At 43.8% G+C, this 23,229-nt stretch carries 18 protein-coding genes and 1 pseudogene; 18 read left to right on the top strand and 1 reads right to left on the bottom strand.

Going from position 1 to position 23,229, the window contains the following annotated elements; genetic code table 11:
* Positions 1-8 precede the first annotated feature (8 nt).
* The 17 genes and pseudogenes from KI809_RS03750 to KI809_RS03670 all read left to right on the top strand — a co-directional run bounded on the left by KI809_RS03750 (position 9) and on the right by KI809_RS03670 (position 19,665).
* Positions 9-1,769, top strand: coding sequence for a YncE family protein (locus tag KI809_RS03750; protein WP_246559166.1), 1,761 nt, complete (start codon positions 9-11; stop codon positions 1,767-1,769).
* A 125-nt stretch (positions 1,770-1,894) separates the two neighbouring features.
* On the top strand, positions 1,895-2,704 hold the full coding sequence (locus KI809_RS03745; RefSeq protein ID WP_214170149.1) for an ABC transporter permease: 810 nt from the start codon (positions 1,895-1,897) through the stop codon (positions 2,702-2,704).
* Positions 2,705-2,783: 79 nt separating this feature from the next.
* Positions 2,784-2,981, top strand: a pseudogene (locus tag KI809_RS20905) (four helix bundle protein); the annotation flags it as partial.
* Between the two features lie 520 nt (positions 2,982-3,501).
* Positions 3,502-4,218: a hypothetical protein gene (locus tag KI809_RS03735; protein WP_214170148.1), complete on the top strand. Its 717-nt coding sequence runs from the start codon at positions 3,502-3,504 to the stop codon at positions 4,216-4,218.
* A gap of 272 nt (positions 4,219-4,490) precedes the next feature.
* Positions 4,491-5,438 (top strand): glycosyltransferase family 2 protein, encoded by a 948-nt coding sequence (locus KI809_RS03730; RefSeq protein ID WP_214170147.1) that lies wholly within the window; start codon positions 4,491-4,493, stop codon positions 5,436-5,438.
* A gap of 389 nt (positions 5,439-5,827) precedes the next feature.
* Positions 5,828-6,622, top strand: a complete 795-nt coding sequence (locus KI809_RS03725) for a hypothetical protein (RefSeq protein WP_214170146.1) — start codon at positions 5,828-5,830, stop codon at positions 6,620-6,622.
* A 141-nt stretch (positions 6,623-6,763) separates the two neighbouring features.
* A complete protein-coding gene (locus KI809_RS03720) occupies positions 6,764-7,636 on the top strand; it encodes a Pnap_2097 family protein (RefSeq protein ID WP_214170145.1) in 873 nt (290 codons plus the stop codon).
* Between the two features lie 32 nt (positions 7,637-7,668).
* A complete protein-coding gene (locus KI809_RS03715) occupies positions 7,669-7,905 on the top strand; it encodes an acyl carrier protein (protein WP_214170144.1) in 237 nt (78 codons plus the stop codon).
* 7 nt (positions 7,906-7,912) lie between these two features.
* Entirely contained in the window at positions 7,913-9,196 is a 1,284-nt protein-coding gene (rffA, locus tag KI809_RS03710; protein ID WP_246559164.1) for a dTDP-4-amino-4,6-dideoxygalactose transaminase, read from the top strand.
* A 20-nt stretch (positions 9,197-9,216) separates the two neighbouring features.
* On the top strand, positions 9,217-11,382 hold the full coding sequence (locus KI809_RS03705; RefSeq protein WP_214170143.1) for an ATP-binding cassette domain-containing protein: 2,166 nt from the start codon (positions 9,217-9,219) through the stop codon (positions 11,380-11,382).
* A gap of 189 nt (positions 11,383-11,571) precedes the next feature.
* Positions 11,572-13,287 carry a hypothetical protein gene (locus tag KI809_RS03700; protein WP_214170142.1) on the top strand — a complete coding sequence of 572 codons (1,716 nt, stop codon included), beginning with the start codon at positions 11,572-11,574 and terminating at the stop codon, positions 13,285-13,287.
* Positions 13,288-13,341: 54 nt separating this feature from the next.
* Complete coding sequence (locus KI809_RS03695) at positions 13,342-14,619, top strand: ATP-grasp domain-containing protein (RefSeq protein WP_214170141.1); 1,278 nt, start codon at positions 13,342-13,344, stop codon at positions 14,617-14,619.
* Between the two features lie 108 nt (positions 14,620-14,727).
* Entirely contained in the window at positions 14,728-15,474 is a 747-nt protein-coding gene (locus tag KI809_RS03690; protein ID WP_214170140.1) for a class I SAM-dependent methyltransferase, read from the top strand.
* A 5-nt stretch (positions 15,475-15,479) separates the two neighbouring features.
* On the top strand, positions 15,480-16,625 hold the full coding sequence (locus KI809_RS03685) for a DegT/DnrJ/EryC1/StrS family aminotransferase (protein WP_214170139.1): 1,146 nt from the start codon (positions 15,480-15,482) through the stop codon (positions 16,623-16,625).
* A complete protein-coding gene (locus tag KI809_RS03680) occupies positions 16,579-17,475 on the top strand; it encodes a glycosyltransferase (protein WP_246559162.1) in 897 nt (298 codons plus the stop codon). The genes KI809_RS03685 and KI809_RS03680 overlap by 47 nt, the downstream gene beginning before the upstream one ends.
* A 52-nt stretch (positions 17,476-17,527) precedes the next feature.
* Entirely contained in the window at positions 17,528-18,901 is a 1,374-nt protein-coding gene (locus KI809_RS03675; RefSeq protein WP_214170137.1) for a glycosyltransferase, read from the top strand.
* Complete coding sequence (locus tag KI809_RS03670) at positions 18,901-19,665, top strand: FkbM family methyltransferase (protein WP_214170136.1); 765 nt, start codon at positions 18,901-18,903, stop codon at positions 19,663-19,665. The genes KI809_RS03675 and KI809_RS03670 overlap by 1 nt, the downstream gene beginning before the upstream one ends.
* A 236-nt stretch (positions 19,666-19,901) precedes the next feature.
* Here the strand turns inward: KI809_RS03670 and KI809_RS03665 are convergent, their stop codons facing one another.
* Positions 19,902-21,614: a hypothetical protein gene (locus KI809_RS03665; protein ID WP_214170135.1), complete on the bottom strand. Its 1,713-nt coding sequence runs from the start codon at positions 21,612-21,614 to the stop codon at positions 19,902-19,904.
* A 168-nt stretch (positions 21,615-21,782) separates the two neighbouring features.
* Here KI809_RS03665 and KI809_RS03660 point away from each other — a divergent pair, with 168 nt between their 5' ends.
* Positions 21,783-23,069, top strand: coding sequence for a glycosyltransferase (locus tag KI809_RS03660; protein WP_214170134.1), 1,287 nt, complete (start codon positions 21,783-21,785; stop codon positions 23,067-23,069).
* Positions 23,070-23,229: the final 160 nt, after the last annotated feature.

Here is a 23,229-nt window from a genome sequence, read left to right as displayed (position 1 = left end):
TTAACAGAATGGGAAGTAGAGTCTACGTCTCCAACCAGAACAGTAATACGATATCGGTCATCGATACCCTGGACAATTCCATCACATCAATTCCCTTGGCGATACAGCCCGGTGCTTTGGCGGTGAATGCCGCGGGAACGCGGCTATTTGTTGCCAACCCGGCTGATGACTCGGTGTCGATCATTAATGCAGTCAACAAGTCATTGATTTCTACAGTGACGATGTCGACAAGCTGCCAGCCCCAAGGGGTCGCAATCGGTCCTGTGGATGGCTCCGGTAATTACAACGCCTTTATATCCTGCTACGGTACCGCGAAAATGGCGGTGATCAATGCCAATGATACCGGTAGCTATGTTAAAAATGCTACGGAGGCCTTGGTGCCCTCCGGTCCAAGAGGGATTGCCGTATCGGCTGACGGTAAAAAGGTCTTTGTTGCCAGTTTTAATGCCTCTAAACTGACAGTAGTCAATGCATTGGATTTGACACAAACGCTGAGTATTGCGGTCGGCCTTACACCGTGGGGCGTTGCTGTTGACCCTACCATTGCTGACTCGGCAAACACGACCCGGGTATATGTCGCCAATACAGCCAGTGATTCTGTGTCGGCCGTAGACGCTTCGGGCAGTGGTGTAGGCAGCATGGCTGTCGTTGCCACCAAGTCCGTTGGGACAATGCCGATTGGGATCGCCTTTACTCCCGACGGCGTCAAGGCAATCACTGCCGACAATAATTACAACTCGCTTGGCACGGCATCCATCGTACTCAAGTCTAATAATAATGTTGCCACCACTACTGGCAGCTCCGGAGCTGGGGTAATCGGTACCGGTCCCTACTCCTTCGGCAAGTTTGCCGGCCCGGATTTTGTGGCTGTCACCACTGGCGTGAACGATTACAACTGTGGCTCGGTGACTACGGCTGAGCTGATCACCCCGAATGCCTCCGGTGTCTACCAGGTTGCAAAAAGTCAGAATATTACATTTGATATCACCCCGTTTACCAACTGCTCCATTTCCGATGTGGCACTTAATGGCGGCAGCATCGGTGCCGTGTCTTCGCGGGTCATTAATGCAACAACGGCGCAGGACCTCTACGCATCTTTTACTCGTACTGCTTATGTCGTTACGGTATCAAAGACGGGTACCGGCTCCGGCAAGGTTGTCAGTACTATTTCCACCGGTGGCCCCTATATCGCCGGGGGCGGGATAGATTGCGGCACATCCTGTTCCGGGACCAGCAACGCCGGCACCAAGATTCTCCTGACCCCTACTGCTGATCCAGGTAGTGCCTTTACCGGCTGGACGGGTGTTTGCGGAGGCTTGTCAGCTTCCTGTGGCTTTACGCTTGATCAGGCTACTGCATCACTGAAGGGAGCTGACGGCGGGACCTTTACGACCACAGCGATTTTCAATCTGCAAGCTGGCAATATCAGAACTAACCGGGGCGGTACTGTTCAATACAAGTCGACGCTGGACGATGCTTATTCTGCGATTGCCCAAGGTACGGCACTAAACCCGATCGACACAAAAGCTACTCCTGATATTTCTCTTAACAACTGTACCTTGGGTACTAGCTCGTCAATTGCAGCTGTAACTATTGTCGGTGGTTGGGCTGATTACACCACCAACAGCATCGGGACTATCGCCGCCGGCACCGCTTCTGTAATCAATACGGCTGCATGCACAACCAACGCTGGGAAACTGACAATCGCTTATGGCAGCGTGACACTTGGCTCCAACAGTGAAGGTAGGGGCGCAGTCATTATCAAGTAAGGACAAAAGTCAGCAGGCACTATGAACGGCGGTCACGGTATGGTGGCCGCCGTTTTTATGTCAGGGTTAATCATGACAAGAAGTATCATCTGGCTTCACCGTGTGTTCTGTAGGAGGATGGTGTCATGACCTATTTCAGGGTATTCATGGCTTTTATCGCCGAACTCTTTTCCCGGCGCCAGCTGATCTTGGAGATGACCCGTCGTGACTTCAATGCCAAGTACTTGGGCTCTTATCTCGGTATGCTCTGGGCATTCGTCCACCCCACGGTCTACATCGTGATCCTCTGGTTCATCTTCGGCTATGTTTTCAGGAGCCAGCCAGTCAGCGGCGTGCCGTACATTATCTGGCTGTCCGCCGGGATCATCCCCTGGTTCTTTTTCTCCGATGCCCTGTCCTCTGCCACCTCTTCGATCCTGGAAAACTCATTCCTGGTGAAGAAGGTTGCCTTCAGCATCGGTATCCTTCCGCTGGTCAAGCTCCTTTCAACCTTGGTGATCCATCTCTTCTTCATGGTGCTGATCGTGCTACTGTTTGCCGGTAACGGCTCTATACCGCCGCTCCAAACCCTGCAAATCCCATATTACCTCTTTGCTTCACTGGTGCTGCTCACCGGCCTCTCCTGGCTCTTCTCCGCCCTGATCATCTTTCTGCGTGACATCGGCCAACTGGTGGCCATGGCACTGCAGTTCCTCTTCTGGGGCACTCCTATCTTCTGGTCGGTCAAGCAGCTTCCATCCAAATACCAGCCGATTATCAAGCTCAACCCGGTGGTCTATATCGTTGAAGGTTATCGCGACTCGCTGATCAACCGTGTCTGGTTCTGGGAACACTGGCTACAGACCGTTTATTTCTGGGTGATCGCCATACTGCTGCTCTTGATCGGCGCTGTGGTGTTCCGCCGTCTCCGACCGCACTTTGCCGATGTGTTATAACTGCCAGTGAATGGTAAAAAGTCAAATGGTGAAAAGAGCACATAAGTACCTTGATATTTGTGAATAGGCCGTTTCGCTTGCAACGCTTGTTTATCGAATCACAGAAGGTTTTGCCAAATCTAAATTTTATGGAATTACCTTGCAAATGCGGCGAGCGGCTGTTTCAATACCGAGCAATATTGTGGGAGGAACAGCCCGTTTTTTCAGTAAAAGAGCTCTTAAGTTTTTAAACATTGCAGGTGGTTCCTTAAGTGAACTGGATACACAGGTGAGGTAGCCTGAACATTCCTTTGTTATCGCTGACGATTTGATGCAAGGTGAAAGTCAGCTTCAGTCAGTTTCCGGGCTGCTGGTCACTTAATCTCTAATGTACGTAAAAAACTATGAAATATGAAATGCTAATAGTGAATTACCCAGTGAAATGTTAGGAGTGTGAAGAGAATAAAATTTCTATCTATCCACTTTTCGCGGCTTCAAAATCACTATTTGCTGACTTTGGTTTTGGCCTCTGAATTGCATGATTTGTTTGTGAGCAACATGCATCAATCACCAGAATAAGATTTTTAGTTGCAGTTCTTTAATATTTGATTTATTGTTTCCCTGCAAACAGCCCGTGAAAGCAGAACCTTTGCAAACAGGCAGTTTCAGATAAACACTCACGAGTTAGTTGCGTAAACCAAAGTGTTACGCTAAATTGAGAAGCACTCGGCTAAATAACGACTCTCGCTTGTAACTTGGTCAGGATTCACTTTTTACTATTCACTCTTCACAGAAATAAAAACAAGGAGGCATTCACAATGCGGAAGATGATGAAGGCTATAGCAGCAGTACTTGCAGTTTCGGCCCTGACGGCTGGCTCGGCGTTTGCCGCGGACAAGTTGGTGGTTATGGGGACTGATGGGACAACAAAAAAGGTTGTAGTAACTGATTCCGGGCAGATAACCTTTAACTCTACTTCCACTGGAAAGACGCCGTCTCTTGTTAATGCTGAAGGTCCGTTGCTCAATTTTGGATTGCTTTCACTTTATGGTGACACCTCAGTTCCAAATGCAGGGGCATCTCTGCAAGTCGTTCCAAAAGGGACTGGCTATAATGCAAACATAAAAACTCAACTTTCTGTTTTTGCCACAGATTATAATGCTGATCCTGTCAATTATGAATTTTTGGTTTTAAGGGCTGGAAGTACAAAATATTCAATCAACGCTTCAACGGGTGGTACTGGACTACCTAAGCCTATAACCTTTGAAATGTTAAACTATCCTAAAGTTGTCTATGCCACCAATGGTTATGTTGGTATTAACCCTACCCTTTCAGGTACAAACGTTTCAGTAATGCCAACACATCACTTAGAGGTAGGTAATGCTGCTGCTGGACCAGGCAGCGGGACGGTTGCCATATATCCAGTCACACAGTCAGCTGCTTCAGCAGGTAGTGCATCCGCATTGCCTACTGCACCTGCAGGCTACTTCACTATTACAATTAACGGCGTTGATAGACTGGTTGCTTATTACTGATCTCAGCTAGTCAGATTTATCCAAAAGCGGCCACTTCTAGTGAGCCGCTTTTTTTATGGACATGTATGTTTATAAAACCAAGTGATTTAGATTAGCTGGGAAGAGACAACAGTAGATTACTCTTATTAAAGAAAGTATTTTCTGTGGCAATCCGATTGACAGCATAAAGATAATTGTCAATGATATAAAGCATGTAACTTCTTTTATCTTTTGATGAGCTAATTCACTTTGAAAATTTACCGCCAATTCCAGTTTGAGAGATTGAGAAAGATATGTCATTGATTTCTGTCGTAATTCCTGTCTACAAGGCGGAAGGCTGTCTGCATGAGCTATACCGTCGATTAAAGGCATCTCTCGAGACTATCACTTTCAACTTCGAGATTATATTTATTGAGGATTGCGGAGGTGACCGTTCGTGGGAAATTATTGAAGAGATGGCAGCGCAGGACAAGCGTGTCAAGGGACTCCAGTTCAGCCGCAATTTTGGTCAGCACTACGGGATTACTGCAGGACTTGATTACTGCGACGGCGATTGGGTTGTTGTAATGGACTGCGACCTGCAGGATCAACCGGAAGAGATAACTCGTCTTTATGCTAAGGCACTTGAAGGCTATGATGTAGTCTTGGCGCTTCGTGGTGTTAGGCAGCATCATCCACTCAAACTGCTGGCATCATGGTTTTTTTACCGTATATTTAGTTATCTGGCAGATATAAGATATGATGGTGATATTGGTAATTTTCGCATCATGTCGCGTAAGGTTGTATCAAACGTACTGCGAATGCGCGAGCAATTGCGCTTTTTCGGAGGATTGATTCAATGGTTAGGGTTTCCTACCGCGCGTATAGAAGTTAAACATGCTGAACGGTTGGAGGGTAAGTCCACTTACACCATTAAAAAATTATGGAAACTTGCTACTGAAACAATTATTGCATATTCTGATAAACCGCTTCGACTTGCGGTTCGGGTAGGTTTTTTAATGGCTTTTTTTTCGTTTTGTTATGGGTCATACATACTAGGGCGGGCTTTATTGTATGGTTCACCGGTACCAGGCTGGAATAGTATGATCGTATCGTTATATTTTATCGGAGGGATAATAATCAGTATCCTTGGGATCATAGGAATTTATCTTGGGAAAACTTTCGATGAGAGCAAGAAACGACCACTTTATGTTATAAATAAAGTAACAACATCACTTGTGAAATCAGAAGTCTTAAGATAGTTCATAAAATATTAGTGCCCGTAGGTAGTTATTTTAAAACTTTACCTGATTTTGATTGTTGACAGATTTATTGTTGTTAGAGTCTTGGTTTACTTGTGTTAATGGAGTGTAGTGAACTTGTATTTGACTTCATTATCAAGTGCCGATATGGTGTGTTTTACAATATGAATTAACAACACTTAAAAAATATTTATGGCTGGAAGTTCTTAAGTTAATATCTCGCTCTCAATTATTATCGTTCATCCGTGAGCCAATGGAGAAAAGATATAACGTTAATAGTATTGAGGGGTTCAAGCAGCAATTCCCTTGTTTATTAGCCAACGCTGAGCATGAAACAGAACCAGAGGGATTTGTTTTTATTGTTCTTAATATAGTGACGGAGACGATAAATGTCTGAGATTAGATGTCTGCGTGAGATACCTTGGGAAACGAGAAACCTGGGAGTTAAAAGTTTTGCAATAACTGAAGACTTTATCACAAATCCTGATCAAGCAATTCTACAGGATACGATCACACGTAATACTCTAGAATTTGGTAGCATATTCATACAGGCTCGAATAGGGCAGCCAGACAGGGGCACCGTCCAGTTGCTTGAACAGGCTGGCTTTTATTTTGTCGAAACTGCCCTTGTTCCATATTCGATCTTCAAAAATAACGACGTATTGTCCCGTTTCGTAGTAGACATGAGCGGTTTTTATCCTGACTGGTATGACCTTTGCGACCTACATGTATTCACGATAAATAAATCTGATAGTGCTCTTCGTTCTGAGGTCATGGACATTGCAGGCGAGTCATTTGTTGCCGACCGATTCCACCTCGACTTCAAATGCAGTAAAAAAATTGCTGATAGGAGATATATCTACTGGGTTGATGATATGTTAGGTGATAAGACGATTACCTTTGATGTTCTCCAATATATAGGCAAAACCGTTGCGTTCATGGCCCGTAAGGAAAGCTCTATCTTGCTAGCCGGCGTTTCTACGCAATACATCAATAGCGGTCTGGGTAGTTTTTTTTGGCTTTCCGTTCTCAAGCAAATGATGAACGAGGGGTTCACCCAGGTCAATTCCATGATTTCAGCAAACAACATGCCGGTGCTTAACATGTTTGCACGGATTGGTTTTAAGTTTAAGAACCCATCCGTGACTCTTCATTACTGGAGTCCCGGTGATTTGACAGGGTAAACTTCATTTATACATGACCGGTAAGGGATTTGGGGAAGCTAAGTAACATGCTGTTAAAAGACCATGCCTTGCAATCAACGTTACACTGAAAGTGCTGATAGCGATATCATTACCCATCCACACTAACGAGGACTTGATGATATGTTCAAAGGTAGAAGAGAATATAGACAGGTTGTAAATATGCCACAGATGGCAATGGGTGGCTTGTCCGAAAGCTGGTTGATGAAGGAAATCGGCGACTGCCATTGGCAAATGCTCTGTGCTGATCTTGGATTGAAATCAAACGAGATTTTTGATGAATTCGGTAACAGGTTGTATGCGACATTTATCCGCATAAAATTTGAGAGCCACAACAGCTTGAAAGATTATCAAGAAAATGACATTCTTAAGATAATGGGGGAAACTCAAAGACTCGGCAACAGCCTCTATTTTGGTAAGATTGATGTCTTATGTAATAAAAAAAGAATCAACTGTTCTTTGGCGACCACATTTTCAACAAGGGAAAATGATACAGACAACACTAAGTTGACTAAAGGCGTGCCTGCAGCCTCTGATAATGACGAAATTATAAAAGTTTCAGATTTACCTGAGCATATACTTGACATTATTAGACTCAGAAAAGCTTCTATTACTACTGTCAACGTTTCTGATCATACCTTTGAACTAACTGATAATGTTGTTTTTACAGAAAAGTATGAAATTAATCCGTATACAGACATTAACGGTGTTGGTTTGCTCTATTTTGCGGCTTATCCACTCATAAATGATATTTGCGAACTTACTTACTTTAATAAAAATGAACTTGTCGGTGCAAATTGGGCTTTAAATAGCTCTACTATGAGTAGAGATATATTTTATTTTGCTAACTGCAATATTAACGAAGCAATTTGTTATCGATTGAATTCTCTTACTAGAATTGGTTCTGACCATATGGCACTCCAATCCAGTCTATATCGAGAAAGTGATAACACCCTTATGGCTAAAATTTTTACTATTAAGCAATTTAGAAACTGATAAAGCGTCTATTCTAGCTTTTGAGGATATTTATGATTTATTTAGATGATTTAAATGATATTTTCAAGCACTTTTTCGGCGACGATTCCCTCGCCATTACCCGTGCAACTACAGCTGAGGACGTAGAAGATTGGGATTCTCTGACTCACATGAATCTGGTTTTGTTTCTTGAAAAGCAATTCAAAATCAAATTTACCTTTGAGGGGTTGCAGAGTCTACATAGCGTAGGTTCCATGCTGGACCTTATAAATATCAAAACAGCCCAATAAATACTTTTTGTTTTTGCGGGATTGGTTACTGACCCTTCAGTTTATTCGGAGTGGTAGAACACTAGCAACAAATTCTACTACACAAATTCAAAAGAACTTTTACAAGTTGCGGTATGTCTATAACAGTAACAATTATAATCAGGAATACAAAAGTATGGCTGCACAAATCACTTTCAACAAACCATTCATGACTGGCAAAGAGCTTTGGAACATCAGCCAGGCGCATCATAACCGCCAACTTTCTGGCAATGGCCCGTTCACCGCTAAATGCCAGGCTTGGCTGGAAACTCATTCAGGGTGCAGCAAAGCTCTGCTGACCCACTCGTGCACTGCCGCCCTTGAAATGGCGGCTATTCTGGCAGATATTCAGCCTGGCGATGAAGTGATCATGCCTTCATTTACCTTTGTTTCAACCGCAAATGCCTTTGTACTGCGGGGAGCTGTTCCGGTATTTGTCGATATCCGCCCCGATACCCTGAATATCGATGAAACGAAAATCGAAGCGGCAATTACCGACAAAACCAGGGCGATCGTCCCTGTCCACTATGCCGGCGTGGCATGCGAAATGGACACAATCATTGAAATAGCTCGCAAACATAATCTGATTGTCATTGAAGACGCGGCCCAGGGGATATTCAGCACCTATAAAAGCCGGCCACTTGGTAGTATCGGCAACCTCGGGACGCTTAGCTTTCACGAAACCAAAAACATCATCTGCGGGGAAGGCGGAGCATTGCTGGTTAACAAGGAAGAACTTGCCGAGCGCGCTGAGATCATCTGGGAAAAGGGGACCGACCGGAGCAAGTTTGCTCGAGGAGAAGTCGAAAAATATACCTGGGTCGATATCGGCTCTTCATTTTTGCCGGGCGAAGTGACAGCGGCCTTTCTTTGGGCGCAGATGGAAGAGGCTCAAATTATCACTGGGCGGCGCCTTGCAATTTGGGATGCTTATCATGAGGGTTTCGCCGCCTTGGAGCGTTCCGGCAGGGTTCGCCGTCCGGTTGTACCGGACGGGATCGCTCACAACGCTCATATGTATTACCTGCTGCTGCCCGATGCAAAAAAACGGACGCAATTTATGGATACACTTAAGGAGATGGGAATAAATACGGTCTTTCATTATATTCCGTTGCACAGTTCGCCTGCCGGGAAAAAGTATGGGCGGGTAGCGGACACGATGACCGTAACGGACAATACCAGTAACTGTCTGGTCCGCCTGCCGCTGTGGCTGGGGATGGAAGATTGCTTGCCTGAAATTATTAATCGAGTGGTTACTACAGCGGTATTGTAACCGCTTTTACTGGATTTGTCATGACTGACGATATAGCCATTAAGGTTGAGAATCTTTCAAAGGTGTACAAGCTTTACAACCTGCCCGTTGATCGGTTGAAGGAGTCATTGCACCCCTTTCGCAAGAAATACCATCACGATTTTTTTGCCCTGAACGACGTCAGCTTCGAGATCAAAAAAGGCGAAGCTGTGGGTATCATCGGCAAGAATGGTTCCGGCAAGTCCACTCTCCTCAAAATTCTTACCGGTGTTCTGACCCCATCATGCGGTGCAGTTCACGTAAACGGCAAGGTTGCGGCACTGCTGGAACTCGGCGCTGGCTTTAATCCGGAGTTGAGCGGCATTGAGAACGTGTATTTCAATGGCATGCTTATGGGGTATACACGGGAGGAGATGGAGAACCGCCTGGATGAAATCCTTTCATTTGCGGATATCGGCGACTTTGTGCATCAGCCGGTAAAAAGCTATTCAAGCGGCATGTTTGTTCGATTGGCATTTTCGGTGGCTATAAGTGTTGAACCGGAAATTCTTATTATTGATGAGGCGTTATCTGTAGGAGACATGTTTTTCCAGGCAAAGTGCATGACAGTGCTCGACCGGTTTCGCCGCAAAGGCTGTACTATTTTGTTTGTCTCCCACAATATCCAGACGATAAAATCGCTTTGCCAACGCGCAGTACATATAAGTAAAGGCAAGATAGTCGGAATCGGGGATGCCGCCCAAATATCCGATGCCTATATGCGAGAAATAAGGGAGGATAGCGAACATCGCATCGAAACGGCAGATACTCATTCCCGGGACGGTAAAGCCAATTTACTCTTGGATGACATCAATAGCAATTATTTCAAAATAGATGAATCTCTTGATAAGCTGGATAGTAAATTGCGTTATGGTTCCGGGGAGGCGAGATTTAAATCGGTTGAACTGCTCAATGAACAAGATGAGCCAATAGTGCATGCGGACTATGATGATATTGTGAAAATTAAATTATGTGTAGAATGTTATCAACACTGTGTGATATCGGTTAATTACAATATCAGAGACGAGTACAATATTAACATTATCGGCAGCGATTTTACCATAGAAGGGAGTGAGCTGATTGAGGTGGCTCCTCATGACAGATATATAGTAGAGTTTGAAACAAAACTTCCACTTGCTGCAGGAAACTATAACCTGCTTATATCGATCACCGAGCCGCTTATTGCAAATAAAAGTGCAAAGTTCATCGACGTTATCGAGGTGGCTAAGGTGTTTACCATGCTGGAGCGGCCCGGGGCAAGGTTGTGGGCAAAAACATATGTTAAAAACACCTTGAATATCCGCAAGGTACAAAATACTTGCCACCGCTCGTTTGCTATTCCTGAGCACGCCGTGACCAATGGAGGATTAAAAAAGAACTCGCCTACCTTCCTCATCATTGGTGCCCAGAAGGCGGGTACAACGGCTTTGTTTTCTTTATTGGCCAAGCACCCGAAGATTTTAGCCCCGAAAAGCAAGGAGCTGAATTTCTTTCAGGATGATAAAAACTTTTCAAAAGGCCGTGGTTGGTATCATGAACAGTTTCCAGGGGAAGAAGCTTTCAGTTCTGGTCAAATTACTTTTGAAGCCACTCCTGAATATTTATATAGGCTCCCGGCTGCTCAGAGAATATATGATTTCAATAGATCGATGAAACTCATTGTGCTCGTGAGAGATCCCGTTGAGAGGGCTTTTTCAGCATGGAATATGTATAAGAATTTCAGAAATTCCCCTTATTTCTCCGGCTTAACCGAGCACCGCAGTTTCGAGCAGGCCATTGGCCAGGAATTGTACGCAATTGCCAGTGGTGAACATGCACCATATAGCGGCTTTGAACGACAGGATAACTGTTCCATGCCATTTCCGGGCTACATCAGCCGTGGGATATATTGCGAACAATTGGAAAGATATTTTCAAATCTTCGATGCCGGTCAGTTATTAGTGCTTCATAGTGATGATCTGAACCTCAGAAAGCCGGAGACGCTTCGTAGGGTCACTGATTTTCTCGAATTGGAGGAGTTCACTCCGGAGACTCCTAAAGGGCGTGCCGCAAATGAAGGGACTTATTCTTCGGAAATCAGCGGCAGTCTGCGCGAAATCCTCAAAGAGTTTTATCGGCCTTATAACGACAGGTTATACCGTCTTGTCGGTGTTAACTATGGCTGGTAGTTTGTATGAATTTTAACTGTCCTAACAATGGTATTGCCAATTCCAGAGGATCGCTTGTATTTCATGTCTAAGCGTCTTAGTTCCGGGCATCGTAATTCTTACATCTTGACGGGCATTTCGTTCATAGGGGCGCTACTGCTGCCTTTTACCTTACTGTTTATGGTATGGGCGATACAAAGAGGTTTGAATATGACTGACGAGAGCATGTCTCTTGTCAGTTCTCAATTCCCCTCTGATGTAAGAGTCGGGTTGACCTCCTACCATCTGTATACGGCTCTTTTTTTTCATGCAGTAGGGCAAAATATCATTGCATTTCGCTTGGTACGATTGGTAATGGCGGTTATTGCCGGGGCTGTCTTTTATGTCGGGCTGAACAGATTCCTTGCAACCTATCAGATAAATAATCGTCAGGCTATTTTTGCTAAAGCTTCAGTAATCTCATGGTTGGGATTGGGCTCACTGTTCGCCTATGCCTGGTTTGAACCGTCACCAAACTATAATTCCTTGAATTCCTTCGCGTTGACCGTCTCCTCAGGTCTCCTGCTGTTATTAATGGGAGACCCCGAAAAAATATCCGATGGCAATCTGCTGAAGTCTCGTCTCATTCTTATCGCAATTGGTTTATGTATCGGACTAATCTTTTTCGTTAAATTTACCACTGCCATAATATTGCTGCTACTCTACGGCGTTTTTATCTGCAGCAGTGCACAACAAAGCATAAAGAATAAGTTACATGATCTGCTTATTGTCATTGGGGGTATATCTTTATGGCTACTCCTTCATTTCTTTTTCATTCAGTCGCCGGTTCTATGGTGGCGCTATTTTTTCAATGGATTGCAAGTGGCGACAACAATGTCAGCCGGCTACGATGCCAGTTCACTAAACAGGTATATTCTCGAAGTCGGTAGCTTAGCACGGAGCGCCATTTATGATTTTTGGGTGCTTCATCTAGTGCTATTATTGGGATTAGGAGGGATTCGTTCCAAAAAATCGGGTACGGAGAACGTTAAGCTGATTATAACTCTTCTTGTGGCTGTTTTCGTTGCTGCTTTCTGGTTATCCCTCCACCGTAACTTGTATGTTGGCGGTCAAAGTCAATGGTTTAACCTGGGCAGGTTTTATCTTAGTTGGTTGCTGTTATTGTCGAATGCCGTCATATCGAGTTGCCGCTATAATATTGCTAACGGTTATATAATCCCTAAACAGAACGTAGTAAAATTGTTTATAGTGGGGATATGGCTGTTCTGCCTTCCTTTTGCCGGTGCTGTGGGCACAGGAAACCATATCTATATCAACATGCTTATGAATATGGCGCCGTGGTTCGGGGTACTTCTGCTGCTGGTAACCCTGTTGTCCTGGCTGTATCGGTCCCCATGGCTTGCACAGGTAATGTGTCTGCTTTTTTCTCTATTTGCTTGCTCTCAAATTGTCACAGGAAGTTTCAATGACCCTTATCGGTTACTTACGGGGTTGTCGGGCCAAACGCAAGCTACCCAAGTCGGTTATCCGGCGACAACACTGAAACTCGACCCGATGACGAGCGAATACTTCAATCAGGTAAAGGCGTTGGCTCACAAGAGCGGGTTCAAACCTGGCGATGATGTGATTGGCCTGTATGATCTCCCCGGAGTTGTTTTTGCTATTGGTGCCAGATCCCCGGCCTTGTCCTGGTTCATCGGGAATCCTCGCAAGTCACCCGCGGCAACTGCGGAAAAGGCATTGTCATTTGCCGATCGGGAACGACTGAAGCATGCTTTTATATTGCAATCCTCGAAAAGCGATCGGATTATGCCGGATCTCGCTAAGTTTGGGTTAAACTTCCCTTCCGGATACATGCTCTGTGGCGAGGTTAATAACCCGTATGATTCGGCTGAAGGAACGGTACGTTTATGGAAGCCGCTTTAACTTTGGTTTCCGGACAAATTACAACCCATACCAGTGACAATAGGTATTGCACCCATGAACCAAGTTAATGTTCTCGTCTTCCCTTGCGGATCTGAAATCGGGCTTGAGATATACAACTCGCTGAAGTATTCGATCCACGTTTCTCTTTATGGTGCTTCGAGTGTTGTCTCAAATCATGGCAAGTACGTGTATGACAACTATACCGATGGACTCCCCTATGTTGATTCGCCTGAATTTCTAGACCGTATCAATGCCCTGATCGATGGGAACAAAATAGATTACGTTTTTCCTGCCCACGATAGCGTTCTGCTCAAATTGTCCAACGAGAGGCAAGGGCTTCACGCTCACCTGATCACTTCTCCGCAGGAAACATGTGCCATTTGCCGCTCGAAAAAGGCCACATACGAGAAGTTTAATGCATTACTGCCTGTCCCGACGGTCTACACCATGGACGCCATCGATAGTATCTTGCCGGTATTCATGAAACCGGACGTCGGTCAGGGGTCTAAGGGAACACACCTTGCCGTATCGAGAGGAGAGGCAGAGTTTTATCTCGCAAAAGATCCCACCCTGCTCATGCTGGAGTATCTCCCGGGGAAAGAGTATACCGTGGATTGCTTCAGCGACAGAAACGGAACGCTTCGTTTTGCGGGCGCACGGGAAAGGATACGGATTTCTAACGGGATTAGCGTCGATACGAAGCCGATTGTGAACGACACTTTTAAGAGACTGGCCACTATAATAAACGATAATTTGTGCTTCCGTGGGGCATGGTTCTTTCAAGTCAAGGAGAATTGGGCTGGTGATCTCACTCTCTTGGAGGTTGCACCCCGTATAGCCGGTTCGATGGGGCTTTATCGGTCATTGGGAGTGAATTTCGCCTTGCTGAGCCTCTTCGATGCCCAAGGGCTTGATGTAGATATCATGATAAACAGTTATGGCATTGAAATGGACAGGGCATTGGCCAACAGATATCATACCGATCTGAAATTTGAGCATGTATACATAGATCTTGATGATTGTATTATTAAGGGTGGAAGAGTAAATCCGTTGATAGTAGCCTTTCTGTATCAATGTATAGCTGACTCTATTAAGATACATCTGATCACACGCCATAACGGTGAACTCAAGGCTACGCTAGTGCAATACCGTCTTGATGCACTGTTTGACACGATTACGCATCTCAACCGAGAGGATCTCAAGTCCAGTTATCTTAAAGAAAGGAATGCCATTTTCATTGATGATTCCTTCTCTGAGCGGCGCGAAATTAATAAAGCTTTGGGCATTCCGGTCTTTGCTCCTGATGCGTTGGAATGCCTGATGAAATGGTAGAACCGGCAGGACTTGGGGAGATAATACAATTTGAAGTGCATTATTTGTGGCTCTAATACGGATTATTATTTTTCAAAGACCTACACGGAAAAGCCTTTCGAAGAGTTCATGCGAGAAATCGGAAAGGTTGACTACTACAAGTGCAAGAGATGTGGTTTTGTATTATCGAGGACACATAGCAAACTGGATGAAAATAGGCATATTAAATTGAATGGCCAATTCCATCATTTTCTTGAGAATCTTTCAGAAGATGAGTTTTTCGGCAATCAGCCTCCCTATGCAGAGCAAGCCATGATGATTGCCTTTCTTGCCAAGATCGGCGTTATTAGCACAGACAACATTATTGATTATGCAGCCGGCTACGGGACATTAAGCACCATACTGGCTAAATACTATAATATTGACCTCCCACTGTTCGATCCCTATGTTCAGTCAAGCAACTCGAACAGATATATTGCGGAATCTAAACTCAAGACTTACGATACGGTAATTAACTCTGCAATGTTTGAGCATGTTTTGAAAAGAGAAGATCTGGATCGAGTGAACAGTTTAGTTAATGACAATGGGGTTTTAATTATACATACCGTGGTCTGCGAGAATGTACCGTGCGACCCCAATTGGTTTTATCTTCGCCCTCCGGTACACACTGCATTTCACACAAATAAGAGCATGGAGATATTGATGCGCCAGTGGGGCTATCGTTCATCAGTATATTGCCCTCAAAGTAAGTGCTGGATCCTTAGAAAATCCAATATCGAAGCCATTGAAAGCAAGTTAGTTCAATTAAACAACGAATTACAAGCAAACTGGTTTTATTATAAAAACAGTTTTGTTGATTATTGGAAAGGGTTCTGATTGATATGCCGAAAAAATTCAAACCATTTCATACCCCGATATATGTTACGCGACCGCTACTGCCTGATCTTAACAATGTGACTGAAAAACTTGATGAGATCTGGAAGTCACAATGGTTAACCAACAACGGTCCACAACATGAATTGCTGGAAAAGGAGCTTCTCGGGGCATTGAAAGTGCCATACCTTTCCCTCTTCAATAATGGCACAATCGCCCTTATCGTTGCCTGTCAAAGCTTGAGGCTATCCGGCGAAGTCATCACAACCCCTTTTACTTTCCCCGCTACCCCTCATGTATTAACCTGGAACAACATAAAACCAATTTTCTGCGATATTGATCCTATAACCATGAACATTGATGCCAACAGGATTGAAACGCTTATAACGCCACAGACGACGGCTATTCTTGCGGTTCATGTGTTCGGCACCCCCTGCGACACGATAAAGATCCAAGAGGTGGCCGATCGATATGGCCTCCGGGTTATCTATGACGCTGCTCACGCATTCGGGGTCGAAATAGAAGGGACGGGAATTGGTACGTTTGGAGATATTTCGATGTTTAGTTTCCATGCGACCAAATTGTTTCACACTGCTGAAGGGGGCGCTCTGACCTTTAACAGCAGAGAACTCAAGTCTCGTGTTGATCTGCTCAAAAATTTCGGAATCAAGAATGAAGAAGAAGTGGTTATGCCGGGCATTAATGGCAAAATGAATGAAATTCAAGCTGCATTAGGGCTTGTGGTATTGAAGGATATCGACGAAGAGCGACGGAAGCGAAAAGTCCTGTATGATACCTACAAGGAGTGTTTGAAAAACGTAGAAGGAGTTACCTGTCTAGACAATGATAAGCCCGGAATCAAAAACAGCTACCAATATTTTGTTGTACGGATAGATGAGAGGGCTTTCGGTCGATCCAGAGATACTGTCTACGATGAAATGAAAAAATACAATATATTTACGCGCAAATATTTTTACCCTCTCTGTAGTGATTACCCATGTTATAGATATCTGCCTTCATCAGAGACCGCCAACCTGCAGATTGCCTATAAAGCCGCCGGTGAGGTGCTGTCATTACCATTTTATGGAGGCCTTTCTGAAAACGATATTGAGAAGATTTGCGGAATTATTCAGCACATACAAAAAAACGCTTAGACAAACGACTATTCTGGGCTCTGATAATATTATGGTGAGCGTCTGTATCACCGCCTATAATCATGAAAAATATATCGCCCAGGCAATAGAGAGTGTACTTGCACAGAAGGTCGATTTTGACTATGAGATATTGATTGGAGAGGACGATTCACCCGATAGGACCAGAGCCATTGTCAGTGAATACCATGCTCGTTTTCCGGACAAAATACGCCTGTTCTTGAATAGTCGAGAGAATGTAGTTTACATCAATGGGCGAGTAACCGGTCTTTGGAATTTTTATAATAACTTTCATAACGCCAAAGGGAAATATATAGCCTTACTTGATGGTGACGATTACTGGACAGACCCCAATAAGCTGCAAAAACAAATTGTCGCTATGGAAGCGAATTCCGACTGCACCATATGTTTTCATGATGCTCAAATGCTTATGGATAACGGGGCAGTGAAGCCGTATTTAAGCACCTTGGGAGTCAAGCGAAAATCAATATACACGATTGAGGATATCCTTTTCAGAAACTTTTTGCCTACCGGGGCAGTCGTCTTTCGAAATCGCTTTATCCGTGAAATCCCTGAAGCGGCATATCAAATCCTGGCCGGCGATTGGTTCTTGCACATCACTAATGCACAATATGGGGACATTCTTTATATTGATGACGTAATGAGTTGCTATAGAGTGCACCAGCAAGGGCTATGGACTTCTTTGGGGCAAGCGGGAATGATAAAGGAAAAGATACATATCTACAAAATTATGGATCGATTTCTGTCCTATAAATATTCTGATTTGATTCGAAAGAGGCTTGCCGATTGTGAGTCGGAACTGATCAGACTCAAGGATAGCAATCATGCATAATCACGAATTGCTTACACTGTAGCAATAATTACAGTCTTAATGAATTGAGAACATGCCAGTAAAAGAAACTAAAAACAGTGACAGCGAATCTATTAAAGTCTGCTATATACTGCTGCATATTCCAGTTCCTTCTGAAACCTTCGTCATCAATGAACTCATAGCGCTTCAAGCACTTGGCGTTGACGTCCATACGGTTTCTCTTTGGCCGTCCCGGAAGTGCCATGAAGAGCTGATGGCCCGCATACTGAATCCCGTCTACGACATCACAGGTGACGCCTTCCAGCAAAAAGCAGCAACAAGCGCACTGTATCCCGCAGCATGTAAGCTTGCGGAACGTTATAAAATTCCTGGCGGATTAGCTTTGCAGGCAGTTCTAGCGGCAGAGTACTGCAGATCTCTTTCAATTCAGCATATTCATTCGCATTTTGCTACGGAAGCAGCTTTGGTGTCGCTGCTGGTGTCAAAACTGACAGGGATTTCTTTCAGTTTTACTGCGCATGCGTACGATATCTTCAGGCTAAACGTAGCAGGCGAAACCTTTCCTGACCGACGCGTGAAGCTGCTTGTTGAAAATGCCGCAAAAACAATAACTATTTCAGAATACAATCGCAACCATATCCTTTCGATAACCGATCCGGCAGTTACCGAAAGACTGGAAGTAGTTCACTGTGGTATCGATCCTGAGCGGTTTAAACCTTGCGTACGAACAAGCCTGGGTAGTGTTACATTCCTGTCTGTGGGGCGATTATTCGGTAAAAAAGGGCATGAGTTTCTGTTACGGTCTTTTAGGCAGTTAGCTTTTACCTGTGACGCCCGCTTGAGAATCATTGGAGACGGTGAATTGCTTCCAGTTTTAACGAAGCTCACAAGGGAGCTTGATTTGGAAGATAAGGTGGTGTTTATTGGAGTTGCCTCCAGTGAAAGGGTGCTTGAGGAAATGCATGCTGCCGACGTTTTTGTCCTGCATTCCATTACAGGTAGTGATAATGATAAAGAAGGAATTCCTGTCTCTATCATGGAAGCATGCGCAACCGGATTGCCGGTTGTTTCGACCAGACATTCCGGCATACCGGAATTGGTTATTGATGGTGTAAACGGATTTCTTGTTGATGAAATGGATTGCAATGGTTTTGCGAATGCAATGCGCTTACTTGCCGAATCCCCATACCTAAGGGAACAGATGGGGCATGCTGGCCGCGAGCTGGTTTCGGAAAAGTTTAATCTCTTCAAAGAAACGCAAAAACTGAGAGAAATATTTTCTGCCCTAATACAGAAATCTTCTGCTCTAGAGACAACCAAAGTGGATCGAAATTTTCATGACGCTACAGTTATCTTCTCTTACCGAGTGAAAATGGGGCTACTGAAAAACAGGGTTAAAAATTATTTTAATCAACTTTTGCAGAAAGACCATGATAAGGGCTTTTAATGATTAGAAAAGTGCTATTGTCGTTAATTGATACGTTATTGCCGCCAAATCCGTTGATTAAGAATTCTGATTTGGCTGGCGGACGTACTTCATCAATGCCGAGATGGGATGAGCGAATCACTCATGCTAAAAAGCTGGGTTTTAATGTTACGTCATGCATGGATGTAGGCGCATTTTCGGGAACCTGGACCAGAACCATATCGGATATCTATCCTGGATGTAACGTTATTGCTATAGAACCAAACCCGCATATTCAAAAAGAACTAAAACGCAATCTTTTCAATATCGTTCCTCCTCCCAAAATCCTCCAAATGGCTGTTGCAGAAAAAACCGGAACGATGGATTTTAATATTTGGGGCGACCCACTCGCCGCAACAAGTGCTTCACTCCAAGACCACGTAAGGGGAGATGCAGAAAATCAAGTCACAGTTGAGGTAGATACTCTTGACAATATTGCTGCGAAATTTGCATTTAATCCGGAACTGGTGAAGCTGGATTTACAGGGTGCTGAAGTTAGAGCACTAAACGGTTCAAGTTCACTTCTTAAATCTGTGGAAATGTTTTTGGTTGAATTTGGCTGTTTGAATGCCTATTTAGACCGGGCAACCCCCCGACAGCTGCTGGACATATTTTATGATAATGACTATTGCCTTTACGATATTGTTGAATGCCATTACAGACCGTATGATGGGGCGCTCACAGGCGGCGATTTTATATTTGTGAAAAATAGCAGCCAGCTGAGAAGCTATAAAAATTGGGATTAGGGTCATCCCGGAATAAGGAGCAATAATCTCATGATATTTAAACTGCAAATGTTATATGAGCACTATTTTTCGAGGGTAGAGAGTTTAAGATTCATTGCCAGAGAAACTTCAGCTGTTTATTTATGAAGACAGTAGCCAATGGCCAACAAAGGAGTTCCTATTAAGGCCTCCGATTAAAGGTGAAAAGCACATTGATGTTGTCCCTATTTGTTGCGTATAAATTGCACTAGCCTGTCTCAAAAAGATTTCACCTTAGAAGTGTTTACAAAATCCGTCCATTTCCTCGCCGGGTCATATCCACCCCATAAAATTTCCTCAGAAGATAACCCCCTATTCTTGAGAAATTTCTGGTAATTCTCTATCCCCTCTCCCGAACCATATCTTTTCAATAAGTTGGTAGTAGCGTCAGTCGTGTAAATCGTCCACGCTGAGGAGCTTTTTTCTTTTTCAAGCCATCGAAGGAGATATTTCGGACGTATGAATGTGTTGTTTACACTTCTGAATAGATAAATAGGCTTCGAGACATCTAGCCCCCCCATTTTTCGAAAGTAAGCCCTGTCAGCCACCGAAAATTGATCGTAAAATGAATACTCATTCCCTATAATTCCAGATATTCCAGGCTTTTTAAGACAAAATGAGTAAAGGCCGGATGACCATTTGTAATGTTCTCCGGTGTCAGCATTGAATCCTGTGACAACCATTTGTGATCCGGGTTGTATGTTACCTAATACTTTCAATTGATCGCATAATGTGTTGAAGTTTTTGTTCTTGTATGCGTGACTTTCACTAAGGTGCATATGTCGGTGGACTCCAGCAAACATTGTGACAGACAATAGCGTAACTCCGGTAATTGTTGAAACGTATTGTGATGAGCGTAATAATCCATTTACGATTAGATAGATACACATAATATATAGGATGCAAATGCCGACATTTGCTACAAAAAAATACCGTGGAGCAATGAATGGGCTTGCAGTGATGAATGGAAAGGACGCACAGAGTGAAAACAGTGCATAGAACATAACTGCACTCATATAATTTTTTCGGTTGGGCAGATTTTTGTTGAATAGCAAAATAGTTATAATGGTAAAAAGGCTACATAACAAAAGAAGTGCTGTGCAAAACGAGTGATAATATAGATTAGTGAATGCCCTAGTTGGTATTAGTGATGACCAGCTTATAAATTTACCGATTCGTATAATTATATCTTGTCCATTTATGGCAATAGGCGTAGCTGCCCCCCTTGATTTACCAGAAGCTATTACTGACAATACCAGATATATTTTATAGCTTGAAATTAATGAAAATAATGTTAATATTGTTATCCGATCTTTTGTAAAACCTTTATTATGAATTAAGAATAGGATAAGTACAGATGGTGTCATAAAAATATTTAGCTCCGCCAAGGTAAAATGATATGTTCCCATATACCATGACAAACATGCCAATAATAGCAGTAACGGATTTCTAGATTGTAAATACTCAAGGGCGGCATTGATAGACGTAAAAATAAAGAGCAGCCCGATCAAAGGGTAACTGCCATCAAGGAATGTTGGTATCTGAATTTGAAAAGGAAGTATATTTAAAAGGATTGCGCTAAAAAGAGCAGTGCTGAACTCGAAATTAAAATATCTTCGATTCAAATAATAGACAGTGAGTGACAACGGGATTGCAAAAAATACAACATAAAAAAGACGAGCAAACTGAGCACTTACGAGCATTAACTGCTTGTTGAGAGCTTTGATTGCTCCCGGGATAAAACCGTATGGTTTTGGATTGAAGAACCCCCCGTTGATAGCATCCAGATACCGTGCAAAGTCATCTTCCATTAATGTTTTCAATCCGTATATTGCTTGAAGGTTGAATATTAGAACGAAAATGGAAATGATGCACAAGGCAATGATATTCTCGTGGGCTGATATTGTTGTACGCAAATTCTTCAATGGCATAGAAAGTTTTCTCGGAGACTTTATTGTTTATTTAAAATAAACAATAGCTTGAGTCATTTCTGAAATCAATTCTTTTGTGGCCGTCATATCATGGTCTTTTTTAGATTATGTGTTTATGGTATGTTAGCCGAAGTTTGTATGTCATATTAGTTGCCCGAGATCGTAATCATGAACATCCCGATAGTCATAGCCGCTTACAACAGGGACCATACCCTCTTCAGGCTTCTATCTTCCATTGCCAAATCCCTTTATGCCGGACCCGTCACTCTGATCATAAGTATAGACGGCGGCGGTCCGGAAAGCGTCAAATCGATTGCTCATGCGTTCAATTGGGAGCACGGTCAAAAAGAGGTCATCGAGCACCCCGAGAACATGGGCCTTCGTAGGCATATCCTGTCTTGCGGCCAAATTGCCACGCAATACGATGGCATCATCCTCTTGGAAGATGATCTGTACGTCTCTCCTTGGTTCTATGATTACACATTAGCCGCGCTGAAGTTCTATAAAGATTGCCCTTCAATCTGCGGGATATCCCTCTACTCCTACCGTTACAACGAAACCTCTCTTCTTCCGTTCATCCCGTTGAATGATGGTTCGAACACATACTTCATGCAGGTGCCTTGCTCTTGGGGGCAGGCATGGCTGAAGGAGCACTGGAGCGCTTTCGAAAGCTGGTATGAAGGCCATCGCGATTGCAATTATAGCGACGATCCTGCTTTACCCCCCAATATTGTTTCCTGGCCTGCGACTTCATGGAAAAAATACTTTTTTAAGTACATGGTCGAACAGGGAAAGTTCTTTGTCTATCCGGCCGGCTCATATACAACAAACTTTGGGGACAAGGGGCAGCACCATCAGGGATCACATCTGTATCAGGTACCTATTATGGTGGGGAAGACTGCGTCGTATATTTTTAAGCGGTTCGAGCAATCGTTGATCAAGTATGATGCTTGGAGTGAATTAATCCCTGAATGCCTGAATGGATTGGCCGGCAGTGCAATTGATTGCGATTTCTCTGTTGATCTGCATGGGACAAAAAAAAGAGAAAGTCTATCTGGGGAATATGTACTTACTTCCAAGCAGTGCAGGTCAAACATCAAATCTTTCGGAAGATCTATGCTGCCGGTCGAGATGAATATCATAAATCAGATCAGTGGAAGTGATATCTATCTGGCAAGGATCGATCAACTGGTAGATTACGGAAACATCAACGACTATATCTTTGAAAGAGCTACAAACATCCAGAACCAGCAATATTACTGCACCACGGATTCATTTCACTATTCCCTGCTACATCGGGCACAAAACAAGATGAACGATCTTTACCAGCAGGGGCAAATAATAGAAAGTGCCTACAGGGAAAGCACACGCCTCCTTGAATCGTTATATGCATCCCTCTCCTGGCGCATCACTGCGCCGTTACGCAAGCTACTGGATGCCGTGAAAAGGCTGTAAAGCATCGCTAGTGTAGATCTTTGAGGCGCTGGATTTGTCCCATTCTTGGAGCTTTGGGGCACGGGTAATCATGACTTGAGTCGGCTCAGTGTTGAGAATATTTGTCTCTGAAGCGGGAAAAGGTTTTGCTTTGCAGCCCGACGGGGTTGTGTTAAAAATG

Origin of the sequence: Geoanaerobacter pelophilus (genome assembly GCF_018476885.1) — a bacterium.
Taxonomy (GTDB): Bacteria; Desulfobacterota; Desulfuromonadia; order Geobacterales; family DSM-12255; genus Geoanaerobacter; species Geoanaerobacter pelophilus.
The sequence above is the reverse complement of the archived record's forward strand: the minus strand, read 5'-3'. Positions and strand labels throughout refer to the sequence as shown.